This window comes from Martelella sp. FOR1707 (assembly GCF_053484265.1).
In genome coordinates, this window is the sequence record NZ_JBAKFP010000009.1 from 90,286 (window position 1) to 108,076 (window position 17,791).

The following is a 17,791-nucleotide window of genomic DNA, read 5'->3' on the forward strand; positions in this document are numbered from 1 at the left end:
GAGAAGCCGATTGGTCAAGATTCTCAAGAATATCAGGGTTGTCGAACTCGGCACCTATATCACCGGGCCGGCCGCCGCCATGCATCTCGGCGATCTCGGCGCCGATGTGATCAAGGTGGAGCGTCCGGGAGCAGGCGATCCCTTCCGCGCCTTCAAGGGCGGTCTCTATTCGCCGCATTACCAGACCTATAACCGCAACAAGCGTTCGATCGCGATCGATACCAAGGATCCGGACGAACTGGCGTTTCTGCGTGATCTCGTCTCGACAGCCGATGTTTTCATCCAGAACTTCAGGCCGGGCGTTGCCGAACGTCTGGGCGTCGGCGAAGCTGATCTGCGCAAGGTCAAGCCCGATCTGATCTATTGCGCGATTTCCGGTTTCGGCCAGTCGGGCCCGGCGCGCGACCGCCCGGCCTTTGATACCGTGGCCCAGGCAGCCAGCGGTTTCCTGCGGCTTGTGACGCCGCCGACCAATCCGCGGGTCATCGGCCCCGCGATTGCCGACGCGCTCACCGGGCAATATGCGGCCATGGCGATTCTCGCCGCGCTTCTGGAGCGCGCAAGCACCGGAAAGGGCCGCCGCATCGATATCTCGATGCTGGAGGCGATGACCCATTTCAACCTCGACAGCTTCACACATTATTTCGCCGTGGATGAGATCATGGGCCCGCTCTCGCGGCCGACCGTTTCACAGAGCTACACATTCGAGTGTTCGGACGGCAAATGGGTGGCGATCCACATGTCCTCGCCGGCGAAATTCTGGGAAGGGCTGTTGAAGGCGACAGGGCAGGAGCAGCTTGCCGACGACCCCCGTTTTGCCGAACGGCTGGAGCGCATCCAGCATCAGGATGACCTCATCGAAATCCTGACGCCGGTCTTCAAGTCGATGACGCGCGACGAATGGTGCGAAAAGCTGCTTGAGGAAGGGGTACCCCACGCGCCGGCCTATGATTCCGATGAAGCGCTCGATGATCCGCAGGCGCAGCATCTGAAGATCGCCGTCGAGATGGATCACCCCGAAAAGGGGAAGACCAAGACGGTGCGACCGCCCTACAGCTTCGACGAGCAGGTGGAGACAGACATTGTCGCGCCGCCATTGCTTGACCAACACGGTGCGGAAATACGCGCCGAGATTGCCCGCCGCAAGGCGGGCTGACGCGCGCATTTCGTCGCGGACAGAGGGAGGAGGTGACCGGCATGCAAGAGACAGAAGAGACGGTTCCGGCAGCAGCCGTGATGGAGGCCAGCAAGGCCATGCTGCAGAAAAAGCTGTTCGCCATCTTCACCGAAGCGACCAACGGCATGGGGCCGGTTTTTGAGAACATGGAGGCCCATCTCGCCTATCAGGTCGGGCTGGAACGGGACGGCGTGCTCTATGCCGCAGGCCCGCTCTTCTCCGATGACGGCGAGCGCTGGGCAGGCGAGGGCTTGGTGGTCATCCGCGCCGAAAGTGCGGAAGCCGCGACCGAAATCGCCCGCAATGATCCCATGCACAAGGCTGGCGCCAGACGGTTCAGGGTGCGTCCCTGGATGATCAATGAAGGGCGGGTTTCAATCCGGCTCGATTACTCGACACAGACATTCGTGATGGACTGAACGCATCTTTCGGGAGGAGCAAAAATGCGTAATTTTCTCAGACTGACAACTGCCGTCATGCTGACGATACCTTCGGCGGCCTTGGCGCAGGAAACCATCAACCTCACGGTGGCTTCCAGCCATCCGACGGTGATCCCGTGGGTGGGCATGATCCAGACCCACTTCATGGCAAAGACCGATGAGATTCTCGCCGAGACCGGAGATTACAAGATCAACTGGAACGAGGCTTTCGGCGGCCAGCTCTACAAGGCCAATGCCACGCTTTCATCCGTCGAAGAAGGCATCACCGATATCGGTTGGGTATTCTCGCTGCTGGAGCCGGCCAAGCTGCCGCTCAGCCAGGCAACGAGCTATGCGCCGTTCTCCACCGCCAATCCGCAGCTTCAGCTCGAGGTGATGGAAGACCTGATGGAGAACAACGAGGCCTTCCGCGAGGAATGGGAACAGTACAATCTCAAGGTTCTCGGCCTGACCGGCACCGATATGTACGACATCTACACCAAGGAGCCGATCGAGGGCATCGCCGATATCGAGGGCATGAAGATCTCGGCCCCCGGTGTGCTCGGCACCTGGCTGCGAGGCACCGGCGCCAATGCCGTGGACGGCGCGCTCACCACCTTCTACACCGACATCCAGACCGGCGTTTCCGACGGCGTGCTGACGCTCGCGCTCGGAGCCAAGCCGGCGAAGCTCTATGAGGTCGCGCCCTATCTCAACCGCTTCGATGCGGCCGTGTCCTTCTCGGGCGCGATCGCGATCAACCGCGATGTCTGGGACACGCTGCCGGAAGAAGTTCAGGATGCGATGATCGAGGCCGGCAAATATTACACCGCGGCCCACGGCAAGCAGTTGCTGGAAGGCCATGAGGCAGCCCTGACCGATATGGTCGCGTTGGGCGCGGACCAGAACCCGCCGGTAACGCTTGTCGAGATGCCCGAGGCAGAGCGCGAGGCCTGGGTTGCGATGCTGCCGGATCTTGCCGGCGAATGGGCGGATAACCTGGAAGCGCAGGGACTTCCCGCACGCGAATTCCTGAGCGCCTATATGGACGGCCTGCGCGAGCGCGGTGAAACGCCCATGCGCGACTGGGACCAGTAGGCGGCGCGCGCATATGTCGTCCGCAACAGATAACGCCCGCCAGCCCGGCGGGCGCTCCCCGAACGCCCTTGCCCGGGCGTGGCAGGTCCTCGTCGATGGTCTTGCCGCGCTCGGCACGGTGCTCATTCTTGTGCTGATGCTGGTCATCTCCGCCGATATCTTCATGCGCAACCTGCTGGGTTCCTCGCTGCCGCTGGTCTCCGAGCTTGGCGCGCTTCTTCTGGTGATGATCGTGTCGCTTCAGCTTGCCACCACCATCCGCGCCGACAGGCTCGCCCGGACCGAGATTTTCTTTCCCGGCTTCAGGCTGAAACGGCCGGTGGCCGGCAGCATACTGTCGGCGCTCTTCAACCTGACGGGCGCGGCGATGATCGGCCTCATAGCATGGTCCAGCTTTCTGATCCTTCAGAAGGATTGGACATCGGGGGAGTATATCGGCGTTTCCGGCATTGCGACGCTGCCGGTCTGGCCGTTCCGCGCCTTCATCGTTTTCGGGGTCGCCGTTGCCGCATGTGAGTTTCTGTTTCGGGCGGTCGGCGACATTGCCGCCACTGTTAAAGCCGGGGAGCGACCATGAGTCCGCTTGAAATCGGAGGTCTGGCGGTCGCCGCCCTGCTGGTGCTGATCTATCTCGGCATGCCCATCGGCGTCAGCATGCTGTTCGTTTCCTTTGTCGGCGTTTCTGCCATTCGCGGCGAGGTTGTCTCCATGCGCATGCTCGGCGCGGTCGCGAACAATTCGCTCAGGGAATATCTTTACGCCATCGTGCCGCTATTCGTGCTGATGGGGCTTCTGGTAACGGTCTCGAAGGTCGGCAAGGACACGTTCGACGTGTTCCAGCGGCTGATGGGACGGATCACCGCAGGGCTCGGCATCGCGACCGTGTTCGCCAACGCGGTCTTTGCCGCCATTACCGGCGTTTCGATTGCGTCTGCCACCGTCTTCAGCCGGGTCGCCGTGCCGGAAATGACGCGCCATGGCTATACCGCCAAATTCGCCACCGGGGTCGTCGCGGGCTCGTCCGTTCTCGGCATGCTGATCCCGCCGTCATTGCTGATGATCGTCTATGCGGTACTGGCGGAGGAATCGGTCGGCCGGATGTTTCTCGCGGGCGTCGGACCTGGCGTCTTGCTGGCCATCGCCTTCTCGATCACCATATTTCTGCTGGCGTGGCTGAAGCCGGATTTTGTCTTCACGGCGGAAAAACCGGTGCTGGAGGAGGAGGAAATCGGCTGGCTGGCGCTTGTTCGCAAGGCCGTGCCGATCGTCTTCCTGATGGTTCTGGTGCTCGGCGGACTATATGGCGGTTTCCTCAACCCGACAGAGGCAGGCGCTGCCGGTGCGCTTGGCGCATTGCTGATCGCGCTCTTGCGCCGCTCGCTGACGCCGCGCTCGTTCTGGCGGCTTCTTGTCGAGACCGGGCAGATTACCGTCTCGGTTCTGTTCCTAATCCTGGCCGCGACCTTTTTCAGCCGCATGCTGGCGCTTTCCGGCGTGCCGCGGTTTCTCGCCGAAACCCTGCTCTCCGGTCCGATCGGTCCCTATGGTTTCCTGCTTATCTATCTACTGCTGATCATCGCGCTTGGCTGTCTTATCGATTCCATCTCGATCATGCTGATCCTGCTGCCGATTGCGCTTCCGGTCGCAGAGGCCGCCGGGTTCGATCTGATCTGGTTCGGGGTGCTGACGGTGGTGGCCGTGGAGGTCGGGCTGCTGACGCCGCCCTTCGGCCTGTCGGTCTACATCATCAAGACCGCCGTCGAGGACCGGTCGCTGAAGGTCTCGGATATCTTCAGGGGCACCATGCCCTTCGTCGGCGCCATGCTGGTATCACTTGCCATGATCGTCGCATTTCCGTCGATTGCGACATGGTTTGCACGGCTTTAGAGCCTCAGGTGGGATAACCGGTTGTCCGCACGAGATCGGCGGCGCAAAAGTCGGCCACGATCCAGAATGTCTGAACGCGAACTGGTCCATGACCTTTGCCGAGGCGCGAGAAAAGTTGGAGGATTGGCGTAGCCACTATACCGGCATCATCCTCTTTCCGCGATCGGATAAAACGTACCGATCGCGTTGCGCAATCCCGGTGGCGCTGCCAGCCCTCCGACGTGATGCGAGCAGGGAAAACTAACAGTCGGCGTTCCAAGGGATGGGCGCACTGCAGAAAACCCACGGCCCTCCCGAAAAACAGCGCCTTGAATCAATCTTGGACAGCAATTTCGACAAGCGACTTGAACTCGGTATCACCGTCCACATCCGCACCGCCCGCTCGCGGACTTCAAGACGCTGGCATCAGCCGGCGATGTCTTGATAAAACCGCAAAGACGTCTGGAGACCAGAGCGCGTCCAGGAAAAGTGGATACCGGTTTTCCGTCCGGATGCGCGTAATAAAAAGATAGAGGATTTCCGGTGATCCGGTTTTCACCGGAAATCCTCAAGCAACCGAACGGACAGGCTCGGCCGGAGCGCCGCAAGTGTCGCTCAGAACCGGCTCGCGACTGCGGCCGCGTCCCTTGCCAGATCCTCGAACGCGTTTTCGACAAGGGTGCGGAAGGCTTTTAGGAGCGGCGTCGATTCGATTGCGTTGTGGGTGATGAGGCCGAAGGGAACGATCGGCATTTCCGCCGGAATCGACACGATCTTCAGCCGTTGCGATCGAAGATGCGGGAGCACGGTGACGATCGGCAGGACGGCAAGCGAGTCGATCGACAGCAGCATGTTGAACAGCGCATTGCCGGATTTGACGGAAGAAACGCTTTCGCGGCGCGTCACGCCCATCCGGGTGAAGGCGTTGAGGGCGTAGCTCTGCAGAATGCTCTCGCCGGCGTGGTCGAGCCAGAGCGCCTCGTCGAAAAACTGGCGCAGGCTGATATCCGTCGGCAGGCGATACTCCTGCCGGGCGACGATCGCATGGGTGACATCCATGAGGTGGCTCTGGGGCATGCCGTCCGAGGTGCCGGTCGTTGCCATCGGAACCAGAGCGATATCCAGTTTCCGCTCGAACACGCGATCACGCAGTTCGGGCGCGTAGCCCGTCTCCAGTTCGAAGCTGACAAGCGGGTTCTCATCATGGAAACGCAGCACGAGTTGGGCAAGCACGTCCTCGCAGAAGAACGGCGGCGCCCCGACGCGCAGGCGCCCGAGCCGCCCCTGCTTGATCATCTGCGCCTTCTGCGAGGCGTCCTCCACGATCGTCCGCAACTGCCTGCCGCTGGCGGCCAGCTGCCTGCCGGTCTCGGTCGGCTCGAGCGGCCTGCCTCGCCGCAACAACAGGGCCTGTCCAAGGCGCGCTTCAAGCGCGGCAACCGTCTTGCTGACCGCCGGCTGGGCAATTCCCAGGACCCGCGCCGCGCGCGAAAATGACCCCTGTTCCACGAGTGTCGCAAAAAGAATGAGGTGGCGGGGGTCGAGCTTCACGCGCGCTCCTGGCTGTTTTTAATATTCCATAAGGGAATAAAAACTTGCGATTATACAATTTGCAAGAATTTTTAGACTCCTGCAGTCTGAACACGGACATTCGTGGGGGAGGAGACCTGGCGGATGTTCCGGGAGGATATCGCCAGATGAAAGCAGACGTTTCCAGGACGCGCTGGGACCTCAGATTGCTGCGGGGTATAACCGCGCTCTTTCTGTTCGCCATGATGGCGGTCACCTTTGCCGATGTGGTCGGCCGCTACCTTTTTTCGGCGCCGATCTACGGCGCGGCCGAAATCATCCAGGTCATGCTGGCCATCACCATTTTCAGCGCCATGGGGCTTGTTTCCCATCAGGACCAGCACATCGCGGTTGACGTGTTCGACCAGCCGCTGTCGCGGATGTTCGGCCGCTCGCGCGACATCGTCATCGGCGCCGTCTCGACCATCGGCCTCCTCCTGATAAGCGTCGAGCTGGCGCGCAACGGGGTCGATGCGATCCGCATGGGACGCGTGACGGTCGTTCTCGAATTCTCAAGCGCCTGGATGTCTCTGCCCGGTGCGGTGCTCTGCGCCGTCGCCGCCGGACTGCAAATAACCACGTCGGTGCGCAAGAAATGACGACAGCGCTCATCGGTTTCGCGATTGTACTGCTTCTCTGTTTCTTCGGTGTCCGCGTCGGCTTCGCGACCCTTTTCGTGGGCGTTGCCGGCTTTGCCCTGCAGCGCGGGCTCGGGGCCGCGCTGACCATGACCGGCAGCCAGATCATCGAGACGGCGACGAACTACAACCTCTCCATCATCCCGCTGTTCGTCCTCATGGGCGCCTTTATCTACCGCGCCGACATATCCACGGACCTGTACGAAGCCGCCCACGCTAGGCTCGGCCACCTTCGCGGCGGTCTGGCGCAATCAACAGTGCTTGCCTGCGCCGCCTTCTCTGCCGTCTGCGGCTCCTCGCTGGCGACGGCCGCCACCATGACGCGGGTGGCGCTGCCGTCGATGCGCGCCTACCGCTACTCGGATCGTCTTGCCACCGGCACGATCGCGGCGGGAGGTACCCTGGGCATCATGATCCCGCCCTCGGTTCCGCTGGTGATCTACGGCATCATCGCGGAACAGGACATCGGCACCTTGTTCATTGCCGGCATCCTGCCGGGGCTGCTTCTCGTCACCGCCTTTCTGCTGACGGTCGCGATCTGGACGACGCTGAACCCGCAAGCCGGCCCCGCAAGAACGGGCGCACCGGCCGCGCGCAAACGCGGCGCGGGCGGTTCGGTGATCGCCGTGCTGCTTCTCTTCGTCTTCGTGCTCGGCGGCATTTACGCCAGCATATTCACGCCGACCGAGGCCGCGGGCATCGGCGCGACCGGCGCGGCGGCAATCGCCTTCGCGCGCGGAAGCCTGCGCTCCCTGTCCGTCTGGGTCGAGATCCTGGTCGAGGCGGCTGTGACGACGGCGGCATTGTTCATGATCATTTTCGGCACGCTGGTTTTCGCGCAGTTCATCAATCTGTCCGGCATGCCCTTCGACCTGATGTTCCTTGTCGAGGATATGGGGCTCAGCCCCCTCGGTCTGGTGGCCAGCATCGCGCTGATCGCCCTGCTGCTCGGGATGATCTTCGAATCGCTCGGCATCCTTCTCCTGATCGTGCCGGTCTTCCTGCCCGCGCTGATCGCCGCCGATGTCGATCTGATCTGGTTCGGCATCGTCGTGGTCATGGTCACCGAGCTCGGCCTCATCACGCCGCCCATCGGAATGAATGTCTTCGTGGTGCGAAGCGTGATGTCGGACGTCCGGCTTGCAAGCATCTTCGTCGGGGTGATGCCGTTCGTGGCGGCGCTCATCGCGGTGCTCGTTCTCATTTTGGTGTTTCCGGCCATCGCAACCGTGCTGCCGGACTTCGCCAATACGCCATAACCTGAACAATAAATCGAAACGGGAGGAACAACATGAACACGACGACCAGACTGGCATGCGCCCTCGCGGGCGCCATGGCCCTCACGGGGGCCGTTACCCAAACGGCGAGCGCACAGACGCGGATCTTGCTGAATTGCTTCTTTCCGCCCCAGCACTTCATCTGTCAGGACGTACTTGGCGGCTGGGCGAAGGATGTCACGGAGGCGACCGATTCCCGCGTCCGCGTTGCCATCCTGCCGCAGACCATGGCGCCGCCGCCCGAGCAGCTGATATCGGCGCGCGCCGGCGTCTTCGACGCCGCGATCCAGATGAACGGGTTCATCGAGAACGAAGTCACCGGAACGCAGGTTTCGCAGCTTCCGTTCACCGGCGTTTCCGACGGGCGGGCCAATTCGCTGGCGCTGTGGAACACCTACGAGAAATACCTGTCTTCCAACGACGAATATGACGGTGTCGAGCTCCTCGGTCTGTTCGTGGCGCCGGGCGCCGATTTCTATTCCCTGACGGATGAGCCTATTCGCTCGCTCGAAGACATGAAGTCGATGAAGATGTGGGCGACGCCGGGCGCGACGGCGGAAATCCTGAAGCAGGCAGGCTCGGCCGTGGTCGCCGGCCCGGCGGTTCAGATGACCGAACTCATCCAGCGCGGCGTGGTCGACGGTTTCGTCGGCATTCCGGCGTCCGATGCCGTGGCGTTCAACGTGATGCCCTCGGCGAAATCGGCGACCGTTACCCGCCTGAAGATCAACACGCCCACCTTCTCGTTCTTCATCAATGACGACACCTGGGCAAAGATCGACCCGGCCGATCAGGAGAAGATCCGCGCGCTGTCGGGCGCCGCCTTCGCCGAGCGCGCCGGCAGCATCTGGACCGGAATCGAGGAAAAGGCGCTGGCCGAGCGGGAAGAAAAGATCGAGGTGATCGAGGCGCCGGAGGCGTTAGAAGCGGAGCTGACGGCGGCGGGACAAACCTGGTCCGATAAATGGATCGAGTCGGCCAATGCCAAGGGGATCGACGGCGCGGCGGCTCTCGACTTCTACAAGTCCGAAGTGGTTCGCCTGTCAAAATGACAAACCGCGGAGAGCGGTGTTCCTCAGATTAATGCCAGGTGAAGCGGACAAAGGTTCACCGTCCGGTACTGCATAAAAACATAGAAAGTGAGCGGTTCCGCGTTTCCGCGAAAGGCGGAACCGCTCTGGAAGCGAGTCCATCATGACAAAACCCCGAAACGTCCTCTGGATCATGGCAGACCAGCTTCGCTGGGACTACCTCTCCTGCTACGGACACCCGCACCTGAAGACGCCGAACCTCGATCGGCTTGCCGCGCGGGGCGTCCGGTTCAACAAGGCCTATGTGCAGTCGCCGTTCTGCGGGCCGTCACGCATGTCGAGCTATACCGGGCGCTATTGCCGTTCGCATGGCTCGACATGGAACGGCTTTCCGCTCCGCGTGGGCGAACCGACCCTGGGCGATCATCTGCGCGAGATCGGCGTGCGCCCGGCAATCGTCGGCAAGACCCACATGGTCGCCGACGAACAGGGCATGGAATGGCTCGGCATAGACCCGCAATCCACGATCGGGATACACATCTCCGAGTGCGGCTTCGAACCGTTCGAACGCGATGACGGCATGCACCCTTACGGTCCCTACGACCCGGATGTTGCCTATCAGGATGCGTTGCGCGAAGCGGGCATCGACAGCGACAACCCCTGGGAAGAGCACGCCAACGCGGCGCTTGGAGAGGATGGCGAGCGGCTTTCGGGCTGGCTGCTGAAATACTCCAACCTGCCGGCGGACATTCCGGAAGAGCTTTCGGAAACGCCCTATATGACCCGGCGCGCGATGGATTTCATGGCGCAGGCCGGAGACCAACCTTGGCTCTGCCACCTGTCCTTCATCAAGCCGCACTGGCCCTATATCGTGCCCGCGCCCTACCATGACATGTATGGCAAGGAGCACGTCGTCCCGCCGATTCGGTCCGACGCCGAGAAGGAGACGGACCATCCGGTGTTTCGGGCCTATCTCGAATCGCGCATCTGCAGGACATTCGCGCGCGACGAGGTGCGCGAGCGGGTGATCCCGGCCTATATGGGGCTGATCAAGCAGATCGACGACCAGATGGGCATTCTGTTTTCCTGGATGGAAGAACGCAGCCTGATGGACAATACGATGATCGTGTTCACCTCCGACCATGGCGATTATCTCGGCGATCACTGGATGGGCGAGAAGGACCTGTTTCACGACCAGTCCGTGCGCGTGCCGCTCATCGTCTATGACCCGCGCCGTGAGGCCGATGCCACGCGCGGCACGGTCTGCGAGGAGCTTGTGGAATCGATCGATCTCGCGCCCACCTTCCTCCGGTTCTTCGGCGGCAAGGACAAGCCGCACATCATGGAGGGGCGGCCGCTCGATCCGCTGCTCCACAAGACGGGACCGACGCAGACATGGCGCCGCTACGCGATCTCGGAGTATGACTATGCGACCCGCGAGGCGCGAAAGATCATCGGCAACCCGCAGGAAGATGCGCGGCTGATCATGATACGCGATCAGCGCTGGAAGTACGTGCATGCCGAAGGCTTCCGGCCGATGCTGTTCGACCTTGAGGCGGACCCGCTGGAGCTGAACGATCTGGGCGGAAGCCAACAGGAAGAGCACGTCTTGCAGCGGGCGACCATGTCGCAGGCCCTGTTCGCCTGGTCACGGCAGCACCATAACCGCATCACCCTGTCTCCCGATCGCATCGAGGCGATGACGGGCAGGGAGCCGCCCGGCATCCTGATCGGCTTCTGGGATGAACAGGAATTCGAGGCCGAATTCGGAAAACCGTTCGCGGACCGTCCCTAGGTGTGAGCCCTCCAGGGCTGAAATGGAAGCGGCTCTGTTTGCCCAACCGGTCGCCTCAAGTGTGGCAGCGCGCACGGCAGGCGCTTATCCGAATGCGCGCTGCTCGCTCGATGCCACACAGACGGCCTCAGGTCGACGGCGGCTTCGTGGCCGCTTACCGGAGGACATCTTTGGCGCGCTGGCGGCGCTGCTTGTGTGCTCCTCAACTGTTCAAAGTGGCAGCTTTTGCGCGTCAACACCGAACCTTGCGTCTGCAGCAAAACGCGAGGAGATTACTCTTACCGTGGCGAACCTTTCGACGCATGGTGCGAGCGAATAGCAAAGTGAACCCCTCACGTCTTGGTCCATACGACGGAAAAGGGATTGAACGAATGGTATCTTCAACATGACGCTGCAAGAATTCTATCACGCCTACATAGGTTGCCTGAATCGACGAGATTGGGATGAGCTGGGGCGGTACGTTTCCGATGATGTCAAACACAATGGTCGGTCGTTTGGGCTGTCAGGCTACCGCTCGATGCTGGTCAAAGACTTCGAGGACATCCCCGACCTGCATTTCGTCATAGATCGTCTGGCATGCGACCCACCCCTTATTGCGGCAAGGTTGATGTTTGATTGCTCACCAAAGGGCGATTTCCTTGGCTTGAAGATCAATGGCCGGCGCATTTCCTTCGCAGAAAACGTGTTCTACGAGGTGAAGGGCGGCAAGATAGCCGTTGTGTTCTCCGCGATCGATAAAACCGCGATCGAACGTCAGATCGCTTGAACCGCCTTTTGCGACAATGACCGGTTGGGGCCGGACGCCGATGCGACTAAACAGTCGCGATGGCGACCGTTTTCCGGGTCTTGATCGCCGAAACCCGACAGCCTATGCCCGGTCCCATTCCGTTTTCTCTCATCGCCCGGCAAACCGCGCCTTCGCGGCATCCGTCACGGGCGTGTAGAGCGCTACGCGGGTGCCTTCGGGATCGGCCATCTGCATGGAGCGGTTGCCCCACGGCATGTCCTTGGGCTCATGAATGATTTCAACGAGGTCTTTCAGACGTTCGAACTCGGCGTCCACATCGGCGACCATGAATTCGAGAATGGCTGTGCGGTTGGCACTCGGCTCCGCGCTGCCTTCCTTGAACAGGGCGACGGTCGCCGCGCTGCCGATTGCGAGGGTTGCCCCGGGGGTGACAATCTCGGCGAAGACCGGGGCGAGCCAGTCGCCCTGATAGCCCGTTACCAATTCGTAGAAGGCGACCATTGCGGCGATGTCGGAGGCAATGAGGCGGGTGGAGGCGAATTTCATGAGCTGTTCCTTTTGAAACGATTGTCTTGAAGGCGTTGTTGCTGCCCTTGATTTCTGACATAGCCATGCTGACACCCTTGTGGCAGCAGGAGTCACCAGGCATGCGAAAAGCGGAACGTCTTTTTCAGATCATCCAGATTCTTCGGCGCTCGACGCGACCCGTCACCGCCTCCGCCATTGCTGAAGAGCTCGAAGTCTCCAAACGCACCGTCTATCGTGATGTCGCGCATCTGATTGGGCAGCGCGTGCCGATCGATGGCGAAGCCGGCCTCGGTTACGTTCTCGATGCCGGGTATGACATGCCGCCGCTGATGCTGACACCCGACGAGATCGAGGCCGTGATGCTCGGGCTTAAGATGGTCAAAAAACTCGGCGACGCAGCGCTGGACACCGCGGCTGACGATGTGTTGGCAAAGATCACATCAGTGGTGCCCGAGACGTTTCTTCCCTATATCGCCCAGCCTGCCGTCGGCATCAGGGCGGACGTTGATGAACTTGCGGGCTCTCAAGACACGCGGCCGCTCAGGGCTGCGATCAGGGACGGGCATAAGCTGAAGATCGAATATCGTTCGGCCGATGGGGTGAACACCACCCGGATCGTCTGGCCCGTCCTTCTCGGCTATGCCGATCGGCACAGCCTTCTGATCGCATGGTGCGAGCGCCGGCAGGCCTTCCGGCATTTTCGAACGGAGCGTATGGCGCGCGTGGAGGTGCTTGACGAGGTCATCGGTGTGTCGCGCGGCAAATTGAGGGCGCAGTGGTTAACGTGGCGCGAGGAGGAGCGGAGAAAACTTGCGCTGAACTCCGAACACCTGCAATCACCCAAGAAATCGCAGTCTGACAGTTGATCACAAGACAATCTGCGACCGATGCTTCTGCGCAGCGAACGAAGCCTCGCTTCTGGTCCAAGCGCCTGACGTGAAGACGTTGTCGATGCGCCCGCATGTTCCTTGTACAGTTCCTACAACGCAAGGCTCAGGAGACGGCCGCCATGTGCGTGCTTTGCATCGCAGCACCTTGCTGATTGACGACGCTCGTGCGCATCTCGCGGATGCCTTCAGCCGGCGAGATCACCGGTGCGTAGCCAAGCTCCTCTCGCGCACGGCGGATGTCGATGGTGAAATCCTTGCCGATCAGCCGCAGCATCTGCCGGGTGATCGGCGGCTCGCCTTCGCGGCGGAAGACCCGCCAGGCCGTGCCGATTAGCCCGGCCATTGCCCAGGCGACGCCGAACGGCACGTTGCGCTCCTTCGCTGTTACGCCGCGGCTGTCGAGAAGGCGGGTCAGGAACGACTTCAACGTCGTATCCTCGCCGTCGCTCACAAACCAGGCTTCTCCGCCTGATCCGTGATCGGCGGCAAGGAGCAGGGCATGGCACAAATTGTCGACATGGCAGGTGGACATCGCCTGCCCGCCGCCTGCAACCCATTGAAACTGCCCCGCGCGGACGGTCTCGACCATATGGTCAAGCATCGGCATGTCCGGGCCCCAGATAAAGGGCGGGCGGATCGCCACCGTCGAGAAGCCGTCGCGGCGTCCATTCGCGGCGAGAAGAATTTCCTCTGCCTCGGCCTTGGAGGCCGCGTAGGGGGCAAATGGCATCCGGTGCAAGGCCGCGTCCTCGCTCACGCCACGCATCGGTTCGGGGCGACCCATGACGACGGCTGCGGCACTGACATAGACTATGCGGCGCACGCCGGACCGCTCGGACGCTGCGACGATGTTGCGTGTGCCGTCGACGTTGATCCGGCGGAACATGGCCATTGGGCCCCAGAGCTTGAAATGTGCCGCGACGTGAAACACGACCTCGACTCCGTCCATGGCAGATGTGAGCGCTTCAGGGTCCGAAAGATCGGCCATGACGGGTTCAGCGCCCGAAGCCTGAACCTGCGCCAAGGCTTTGGCGCTGCGGCCGAGCGCGCGGACACGCCAGCCGTCCGAGAGCAGACGGCGGATGAGATGTTTGCCGACGAAGCCGGATCCGCCGGTGACGAGGGCAAGGCGGGACGGGGAGGGCAACTGGCTCATGACGATCTCCTGGATGTCGTTTGTGCCAGGCAAGGTGCCACAGCGCCGAATGTTACACAATACAAAATATGAAATATGTTACTTATTGCCCAACCCCATTGGATCGACTAGAGCCCTTCATGCTTAAATGGAAACAGTTCTGTTTGCCCAAACCGGTCATTCCACGCGAAGAAGCCCGCGCGGCATAGCCATAGCTATGGCGAAGGGCTTCGACAAAGTGGAGGGCCGGTTTCGGCAAACCCGAAGGGCGGCATGAATTTGCGCCATTACCGGCGGTCTTCGGCTTGGACATAGCTTCGGCTATGCCCTGCGCCAAAGCCCTTGGTCCTGGCGCAAATTCCTTGCCGCAGAACGCTTCCATTTAAGCCTGAAGGGCTCTAGGAATCGCGCATGGAAAACACCGTCTCCGATCCCCGTGACCGCATCCTCGACACGGCGGCCGAACAAGTCCGCCGTTTCGGCGAGGCCAAGACCAACGTCGTCGACATCGCCAAGGCCATGGGTCTGTCGCATTCGGCGATCTACCGGCACTTCCAGTCGAAAGCGGAGATCTTCGACGCCCTCGCTGCGCGCACCATGGACGAGGAGGCTGACCTGGCGACCCGCTTCGCAAAGGCCGAAGGCCCGGCGGCAGAGCGGCTTCGCGGCCTTGTTCTGGCGCTCCACCGCAGCAAGCGGGCCAAGCTCGGTGATGACCCTGAAATCCATGGCCTCTACCGTCGGATCGTGACGGAGCGCCCGGATCTCGTCGCTGATTACGGGCGCCGCATGACCGCTCTGGTCCGGCAGGTGCTGGAGGATGGCGTGAAACGTGGCGAATTCCACATCCGGGATGTCAACGTTGCCGCCGGTGTCGTGCGCGACGCGGTCACGGTCTTCGTCCATCCCGCTCACGTGGAACAAGCGGTCCGTGCCGGGCTCGACATGGAGCCGAGACTTCAGGCGGTGATCGATGCCTTGGTTTTAGCTTTTGCGGCAACCACCCAGACCCGATAATGCGCAGGCGGACATCGGGCTATTCAAGCCGACAGACAGCGCGCCATTTTACGGGCCATTGCGGATAGCCAAGCGCTTGGCTTGCCCGGGCGTTTTGTTTTCAGAAGACCTTCTGAAATGCGGGGTTGATGGTTCGATTGCTATCTGGCGCTGCCCATCAACACCGGCTGTGTCACACCAATGTCGGTGAGAAGATTCCAACTGTCTCTTCCGCGCGGTAACGATGCCTTGAGGCGCGGTGTCGACAAGGCGGCCATCTTTGCGCAGCGTGGAGAAGCCGCCGACATAAAGGCGCGGACTTTGTGCCGAAGCAGGTGGCGACCTTCGACGCGCAGCCATTGGCAGCGATCCTCGCGATCCGGCCATGCTGCGGCTCCGCGGACAGCGGTCGGCAAACCGTCCATTGGTGATCATGCCGCCGTTCAAATGGATTGCCCGTCCCTCACGAAGCTGCTGTCCTGGAAGACGAGTGCCGACGGCTGTTCGTCCGTCAAGAACATCAAGAATAAGCCAACGGGACTCATTTCGCGGATCTGCCATTGAAGGGCGTGGAACCCGGGGCCGTTGCGGCGTGTGACATGTTTGTCTCGCTTCCCATTGGATATTCGCGGAAAATCTGAAACCATCACAAAACCGCGTCGAATGGGTCGCGCGTATTTCTCGGGAGGCGGGACGGTGGCGACTGGGCAGGACGAAAAACAGCCGGCAGGGATGGCGGCTTTGTCGGTTTCGGCGCTTGGCATCGTCTATGGCGATATTGGCACGAGCCCTCTCTATGCCTTCCGCACGGCGCTCGGCATGGCGACGCCGGACGAGATATCGGTGCTCGGCATTCTGTCGATGATCGTCTGGTCGCTGGTGATTGTCGTCTCCCTCAAATACCTGCTGCTGGTCATGCGCGCCGACAATCATGGCGAAGGCGGGGTTCTCGCGCTTCTCGCACTCCTCCAGCCCTGGCGCGGAGCATCGCGCAGGGGCAAAGGCGTTCTGCTGGTGATCGGTCTGTTCGGCGCCGCCCTTCTCTATGGCGATGGCATGATCACGCCGGCGATTTCCGTGCTGAGCGCCGTCGAAGGCATCCAGACGATCGAACCGACGATCGCCGACTTTGTCGTCCCGATCACCATCGTGATCCTGCTCGGGCTCTTTTCCGTGCAATGGCGCGGCACGGCCCGCGTCGCGGTGCTGTTCGGACCGGTCATGCTCGTCTGGTTCCTGGTGATCGCCCTGCTCGGCCTCGCGCAGATCATTCAGCACCCCGTCGTGCTGAAGGCGCTCAGTCCGCTTTATGCGGTGGAATTCGGCATCGCGAGGCCGGGGGTCACGGCGATGGTGATGGGCGCTGTGTTCCTTGCCGTCACCGGATGCGAGGCGCTTTACGCCGATATGGGCCATTTCGGCCGCCCGCCGATCAGGCTCGCCTGGTTTGCCTGTGTCTTTCCCTGCCTCGTGATCAACTATTTCGGGCAGGGCGCGCTGGTGCTGTCCGACAGCGCCCATGCGGGACAAACGTTCTATGGCCTGGCTCCCGGCTTCCTGCGCATTCCGCTGGTGCTGCTTGCGACGGCCGCGACCATCATCGCGTCCCAGGCCGTGATTTCGGGGGCGTTTTCGCTGACCCGCCAGGCGGTCCAACTCGGGCAGTTCCCCCGCGTCGAGATCCGCCAGACCTCCGCGGAAGAAACAGGGCAGATCTATGTGCCCTCGATCAATCTGTTCCTGGCCGTTTCCACCGTGGCGCTGGTGCTGGCGTTCCGCAGTTCGGAAAACCTCGCGGCGGCCTATGGCATTGCCGTCAGCACGACCATGGTGATCACCACGATCCTGCTCTATTTCGTGATGGTTTACCGGTGGAAGTGGAAAGCCCGCTTCGTCCTGCCGCTCATAATCTGTCTTGCCCTGATTGACCTGACCTTTCTGGCGGCCAACAGCCTCAAGATCATGGACGGCGGGTGGCTTCCTCTGGCGGTCGGTGCGGGCATCTTCATCATCATGCGAACCTGGGCATCCGGACGTGGCCGGCTCATCACCTATCTGAACCGGAACGGACAATATATGGATGCGTTCCTGGACGAACTCCGTCACAAGAACGTCCCGCGGGTCCCTGGAACGGCGGTTTTCCTGACGGCGTCGCTGCCGCACGTGCCGCCGGCGCTCCTGCACCAGTTCTGGCATCTGCCGGTGCTTCACGAGCGGATCATTCTCCTGCATGTGGAAAGCGAGGAGGTGCCGAAGGTCAACGCCCGCCAGCGGCTCGAGGTCAAGGATCTCGGGCAGAATTTCTCGGTGGTGCACGCGCATTACGGGTTCATGCAGTCACCGAATATCCCGGTCGCGCTCAGGCTTCTCGGCGAGATCGACGACAGCATCGATCTCGATCACGTGACCTATTTCGTCGGACACGAGACGATCATTCCCTCTCAGGATGCCTCCTTCCTGCGCCGCTGGCAGGAGAAGTTGTTTGCGGTGCTGACGCGCAACGCTGTCAGGGCGACGGCTTTCTACAAACTGCCGCCTGAAAAAGTGGTCGAACTCGGCATGCAGATAGAAATCTGACTTGCTCCGCGAGCCTGGAGCGTGGTCGGCGCGCCAATCAACTTCGA

16 protein-coding genes are annotated in these 17,791 nt (G+C 61.5%); 13 read left to right on the plus strand and 3 right to left on the minus strand.

What is annotated here, in order from left to right:
- The first annotated feature begins 10 nt into the window (after positions 1 to 10).
- From V6765_RS21495 to V6765_RS21515, 5 genes are read left to right on the plus strand one after another with little or no spacing between them, the layout of a single operon-like run.
- Positions 11 to 1,156 (plus strand): CaiB/BaiF CoA transferase family protein, encoded by a 1,146-nt coding sequence (locus V6765_RS21495; RefSeq protein WP_448432622.1) that lies wholly within the window; start codon positions 11 to 13, stop codon positions 1,154 to 1,156.
- A gap of 41 nt (positions 1,157 to 1,197) precedes the next feature.
- Entirely contained in the window at positions 1,198 to 1,596 is a 399-nt protein-coding gene (locus tag V6765_RS21500; protein WP_448432624.1) for a YciI family protein, read from the plus strand.
- A gap of 24 nt (positions 1,597 to 1,620) precedes the next feature.
- The gene (locus V6765_RS21505; protein WP_448432626.1) at positions 1,621 to 2,694 is read left to right on the plus strand and encodes a C4-dicarboxylate TRAP transporter substrate-binding protein; all 1,074 of its coding nucleotides are present in this window, start codon (positions 1,621 to 1,623) and stop codon (positions 2,692 to 2,694) included.
- A 13-nt stretch (positions 2,695 to 2,707) separates the two neighbouring features.
- A complete protein-coding gene (locus V6765_RS21510; RefSeq protein WP_448432628.1) occupies positions 2,708 to 3,271 on the plus strand; it encodes a TRAP transporter small permease subunit in 564 nt (187 codons plus the stop codon).
- Positions 3,268 to 4,581, plus strand: a complete 1,314-nt coding sequence (locus V6765_RS21515; RefSeq protein ID WP_448432630.1) for a TRAP transporter large permease — start codon at positions 3,268 to 3,270, stop codon at positions 4,579 to 4,581. Before V6765_RS21510 ends, V6765_RS21515 begins: the two co-directional genes overlap by 4 nt.
- 594 nt (positions 4,582 to 5,175) lie before the next feature.
- Here V6765_RS21515 and V6765_RS21520 read toward each other — a convergent pair.
- Positions 5,176 to 6,111, minus strand: a complete 936-nt coding sequence (locus V6765_RS21520; protein WP_448432632.1) for a LysR family transcriptional regulator — start codon at positions 6,109 to 6,111, stop codon at positions 5,176 to 5,178.
- Positions 6,112 to 6,257: 146 nt separating this feature from the next.
- On the opposite strand from V6765_RS21520, the gene V6765_RS21525 reads away from it, so the two are divergent.
- The 5 genes from V6765_RS21525 (at position 6,258) to V6765_RS21545 (ending at position 11,636) form a co-directional block, all read left to right on the plus strand.
- Positions 6,258 to 6,728 (plus strand): TRAP transporter small permease, encoded by a 471-nt coding sequence (locus V6765_RS21525; RefSeq protein ID WP_448432634.1) that lies wholly within the window; start codon positions 6,258 to 6,260, stop codon positions 6,726 to 6,728.
- Complete coding sequence (locus tag V6765_RS21530) at positions 6,725 to 8,026, plus strand: TRAP transporter large permease (RefSeq protein ID WP_448432636.1); 1,302 nt, start codon at positions 6,725 to 6,727, stop codon at positions 8,024 to 8,026. Before V6765_RS21525 ends, V6765_RS21530 begins: the two co-directional genes overlap by 4 nt.
- Positions 8,027 to 8,058: 32 nt before the next feature.
- Positions 8,059 to 9,096, plus strand: coding sequence for a TRAP transporter substrate-binding protein DctP (gene dctP / locus V6765_RS21535; protein WP_448432638.1), 1,038 nt, complete (start codon positions 8,059 to 8,061; stop codon positions 9,094 to 9,096).
- 142 nt (positions 9,097 to 9,238) lie between these two features.
- Positions 9,239 to 10,870, plus strand: a complete 1,632-nt coding sequence (locus V6765_RS21540; RefSeq protein WP_448432640.1) for an alkaline phosphatase family protein — start codon at positions 9,239 to 9,241, stop codon at positions 10,868 to 10,870.
- A 385-nt stretch (positions 10,871 to 11,255) separates the two neighbouring features.
- The gene (locus tag V6765_RS21545; protein ID WP_448432642.1) at positions 11,256 to 11,636 is read left to right on the plus strand and encodes an ester cyclase; all 381 of its coding nucleotides are present in this window, start codon (positions 11,256 to 11,258) and stop codon (positions 11,634 to 11,636) included.
- Positions 11,637 to 11,765: 129 nt separating this feature from the next.
- On the opposite strand, the gene V6765_RS21550 is transcribed toward V6765_RS21545, so the two are convergent.
- Positions 11,766 to 12,164 carry a VOC family protein gene (locus V6765_RS21550; protein WP_448432644.1) on the minus strand — a complete coding sequence of 133 codons (399 nt, stop codon included), beginning with the start codon at positions 12,162 to 12,164 and terminating at the stop codon, positions 11,766 to 11,768.
- Between the two features lie 101 nt (positions 12,165 to 12,265).
- Between V6765_RS21550 and V6765_RS21555 the strand changes: the two genes are divergently transcribed.
- On the plus strand, positions 12,266 to 13,012 hold the full coding sequence (locus V6765_RS21555) for a helix-turn-helix transcriptional regulator (RefSeq protein ID WP_448432646.1): 747 nt from the start codon (positions 12,266 to 12,268) through the stop codon (positions 13,010 to 13,012).
- 127 nt (positions 13,013 to 13,139) lie between these two features.
- Here V6765_RS21555 and V6765_RS21560 read toward each other — a convergent pair whose 3' ends face one another.
- On the minus strand, positions 13,140 to 14,192 hold the full coding sequence (locus tag V6765_RS21560) for an NAD-dependent epimerase/dehydratase family protein (RefSeq protein WP_448432648.1): 1,053 nt from the start codon (positions 14,190 to 14,192) through the stop codon (positions 13,140 to 13,142).
- Between the two features lie 390 nt (positions 14,193 to 14,582).
- Here V6765_RS21560 and V6765_RS21565 point away from each other — a divergent pair, with 390 nt between their 5' ends.
- Entirely contained in the window at positions 14,583 to 15,188 is a 606-nt protein-coding gene (locus V6765_RS21565; RefSeq protein ID WP_448432650.1) for a TetR/AcrR family transcriptional regulator, read from the plus strand.
- Positions 15,189 to 15,863: 675 nt separating this feature from the next.
- Complete coding sequence (locus tag V6765_RS21570; protein ID WP_448432652.1) at positions 15,864 to 17,744, plus strand: potassium transporter Kup; 1,881 nt, start codon at positions 15,864 to 15,866, stop codon at positions 17,742 to 17,744.
- Positions 17,745 to 17,791 lie beyond the last annotated feature (47 nt).

What these genes read in the sequence shown, in the direction of transcription:
- V6765_RS21565 (WP_448432650.1), top strand. Translation starts at nt 14,583, where the DNA reads ATGGAAAACACCGTCTCCGATCCCCGTGACCGCATCCTCGACACGGCG.
- V6765_RS21560 (WP_448432648.1), bottom strand. Translation starts at nt 14,192, where the DNA reads ATGAGCCAGTTGCCCTCCCCGTCCCGCCTTGCCCTCGTCACCGGCGGA.
- V6765_RS21555 (WP_448432646.1), top strand. Translation starts at nt 12,266, where the DNA reads ATGCGAAAAGCGGAACGTCTTTTTCAGATCATCCAGATTCTTCGGCGC.
- V6765_RS21525 (WP_448432634.1), top strand. Translation starts at nt 6,258, where the DNA reads ATGAAAGCAGACGTTTCCAGGACGCGCTGGGACCTCAGATTGCTGCGG.
- V6765_RS21515 (WP_448432630.1), top strand. Translation starts at nt 3,268, where the DNA reads ATGAGTCCGCTTGAAATCGGAGGTCTGGCGGTCGCCGCCCTGCTGGTG.
- V6765_RS21550 (WP_448432644.1), bottom strand. Translation starts at nt 12,164, where the DNA reads ATGAAATTCGCCTCCACCCGCCTCATTGCCTCCGACATCGCCGCAATG.
- V6765_RS21505 (WP_448432626.1), top strand. Translation starts at nt 1,621, where the DNA reads ATGCGTAATTTTCTCAGACTGACAACTGCCGTCATGCTGACGATACCT.
- V6765_RS21545 (WP_448432642.1), top strand. Translation starts at nt 11,256, where the DNA reads ATGACGCTGCAAGAATTCTATCACGCCTACATAGGTTGCCTGAATCGA.
- V6765_RS21500 (WP_448432624.1), top strand. Translation starts at nt 1,198, where the DNA reads ATGCAAGAGACAGAAGAGACGGTTCCGGCAGCAGCCGTGATGGAGGCC.
- V6765_RS21540 (WP_448432640.1), top strand. Translation starts at nt 9,239, where the DNA reads ATGACAAAACCCCGAAACGTCCTCTGGATCATGGCAGACCAGCTTCGC.
- dctP (WP_448432638.1), top strand. Translation starts at nt 8,059, where the DNA reads ATGAACACGACGACCAGACTGGCATGCGCCCTCGCGGGCGCCATGGCC.
- V6765_RS21530 (WP_448432636.1), top strand. Translation starts at nt 6,725, where the DNA reads ATGACGACAGCGCTCATCGGTTTCGCGATTGTACTGCTTCTCTGTTTC.
- V6765_RS21510 (WP_448432628.1), top strand. Translation starts at nt 2,708, where the DNA reads ATGTCGTCCGCAACAGATAACGCCCGCCAGCCCGGCGGGCGCTCCCCG.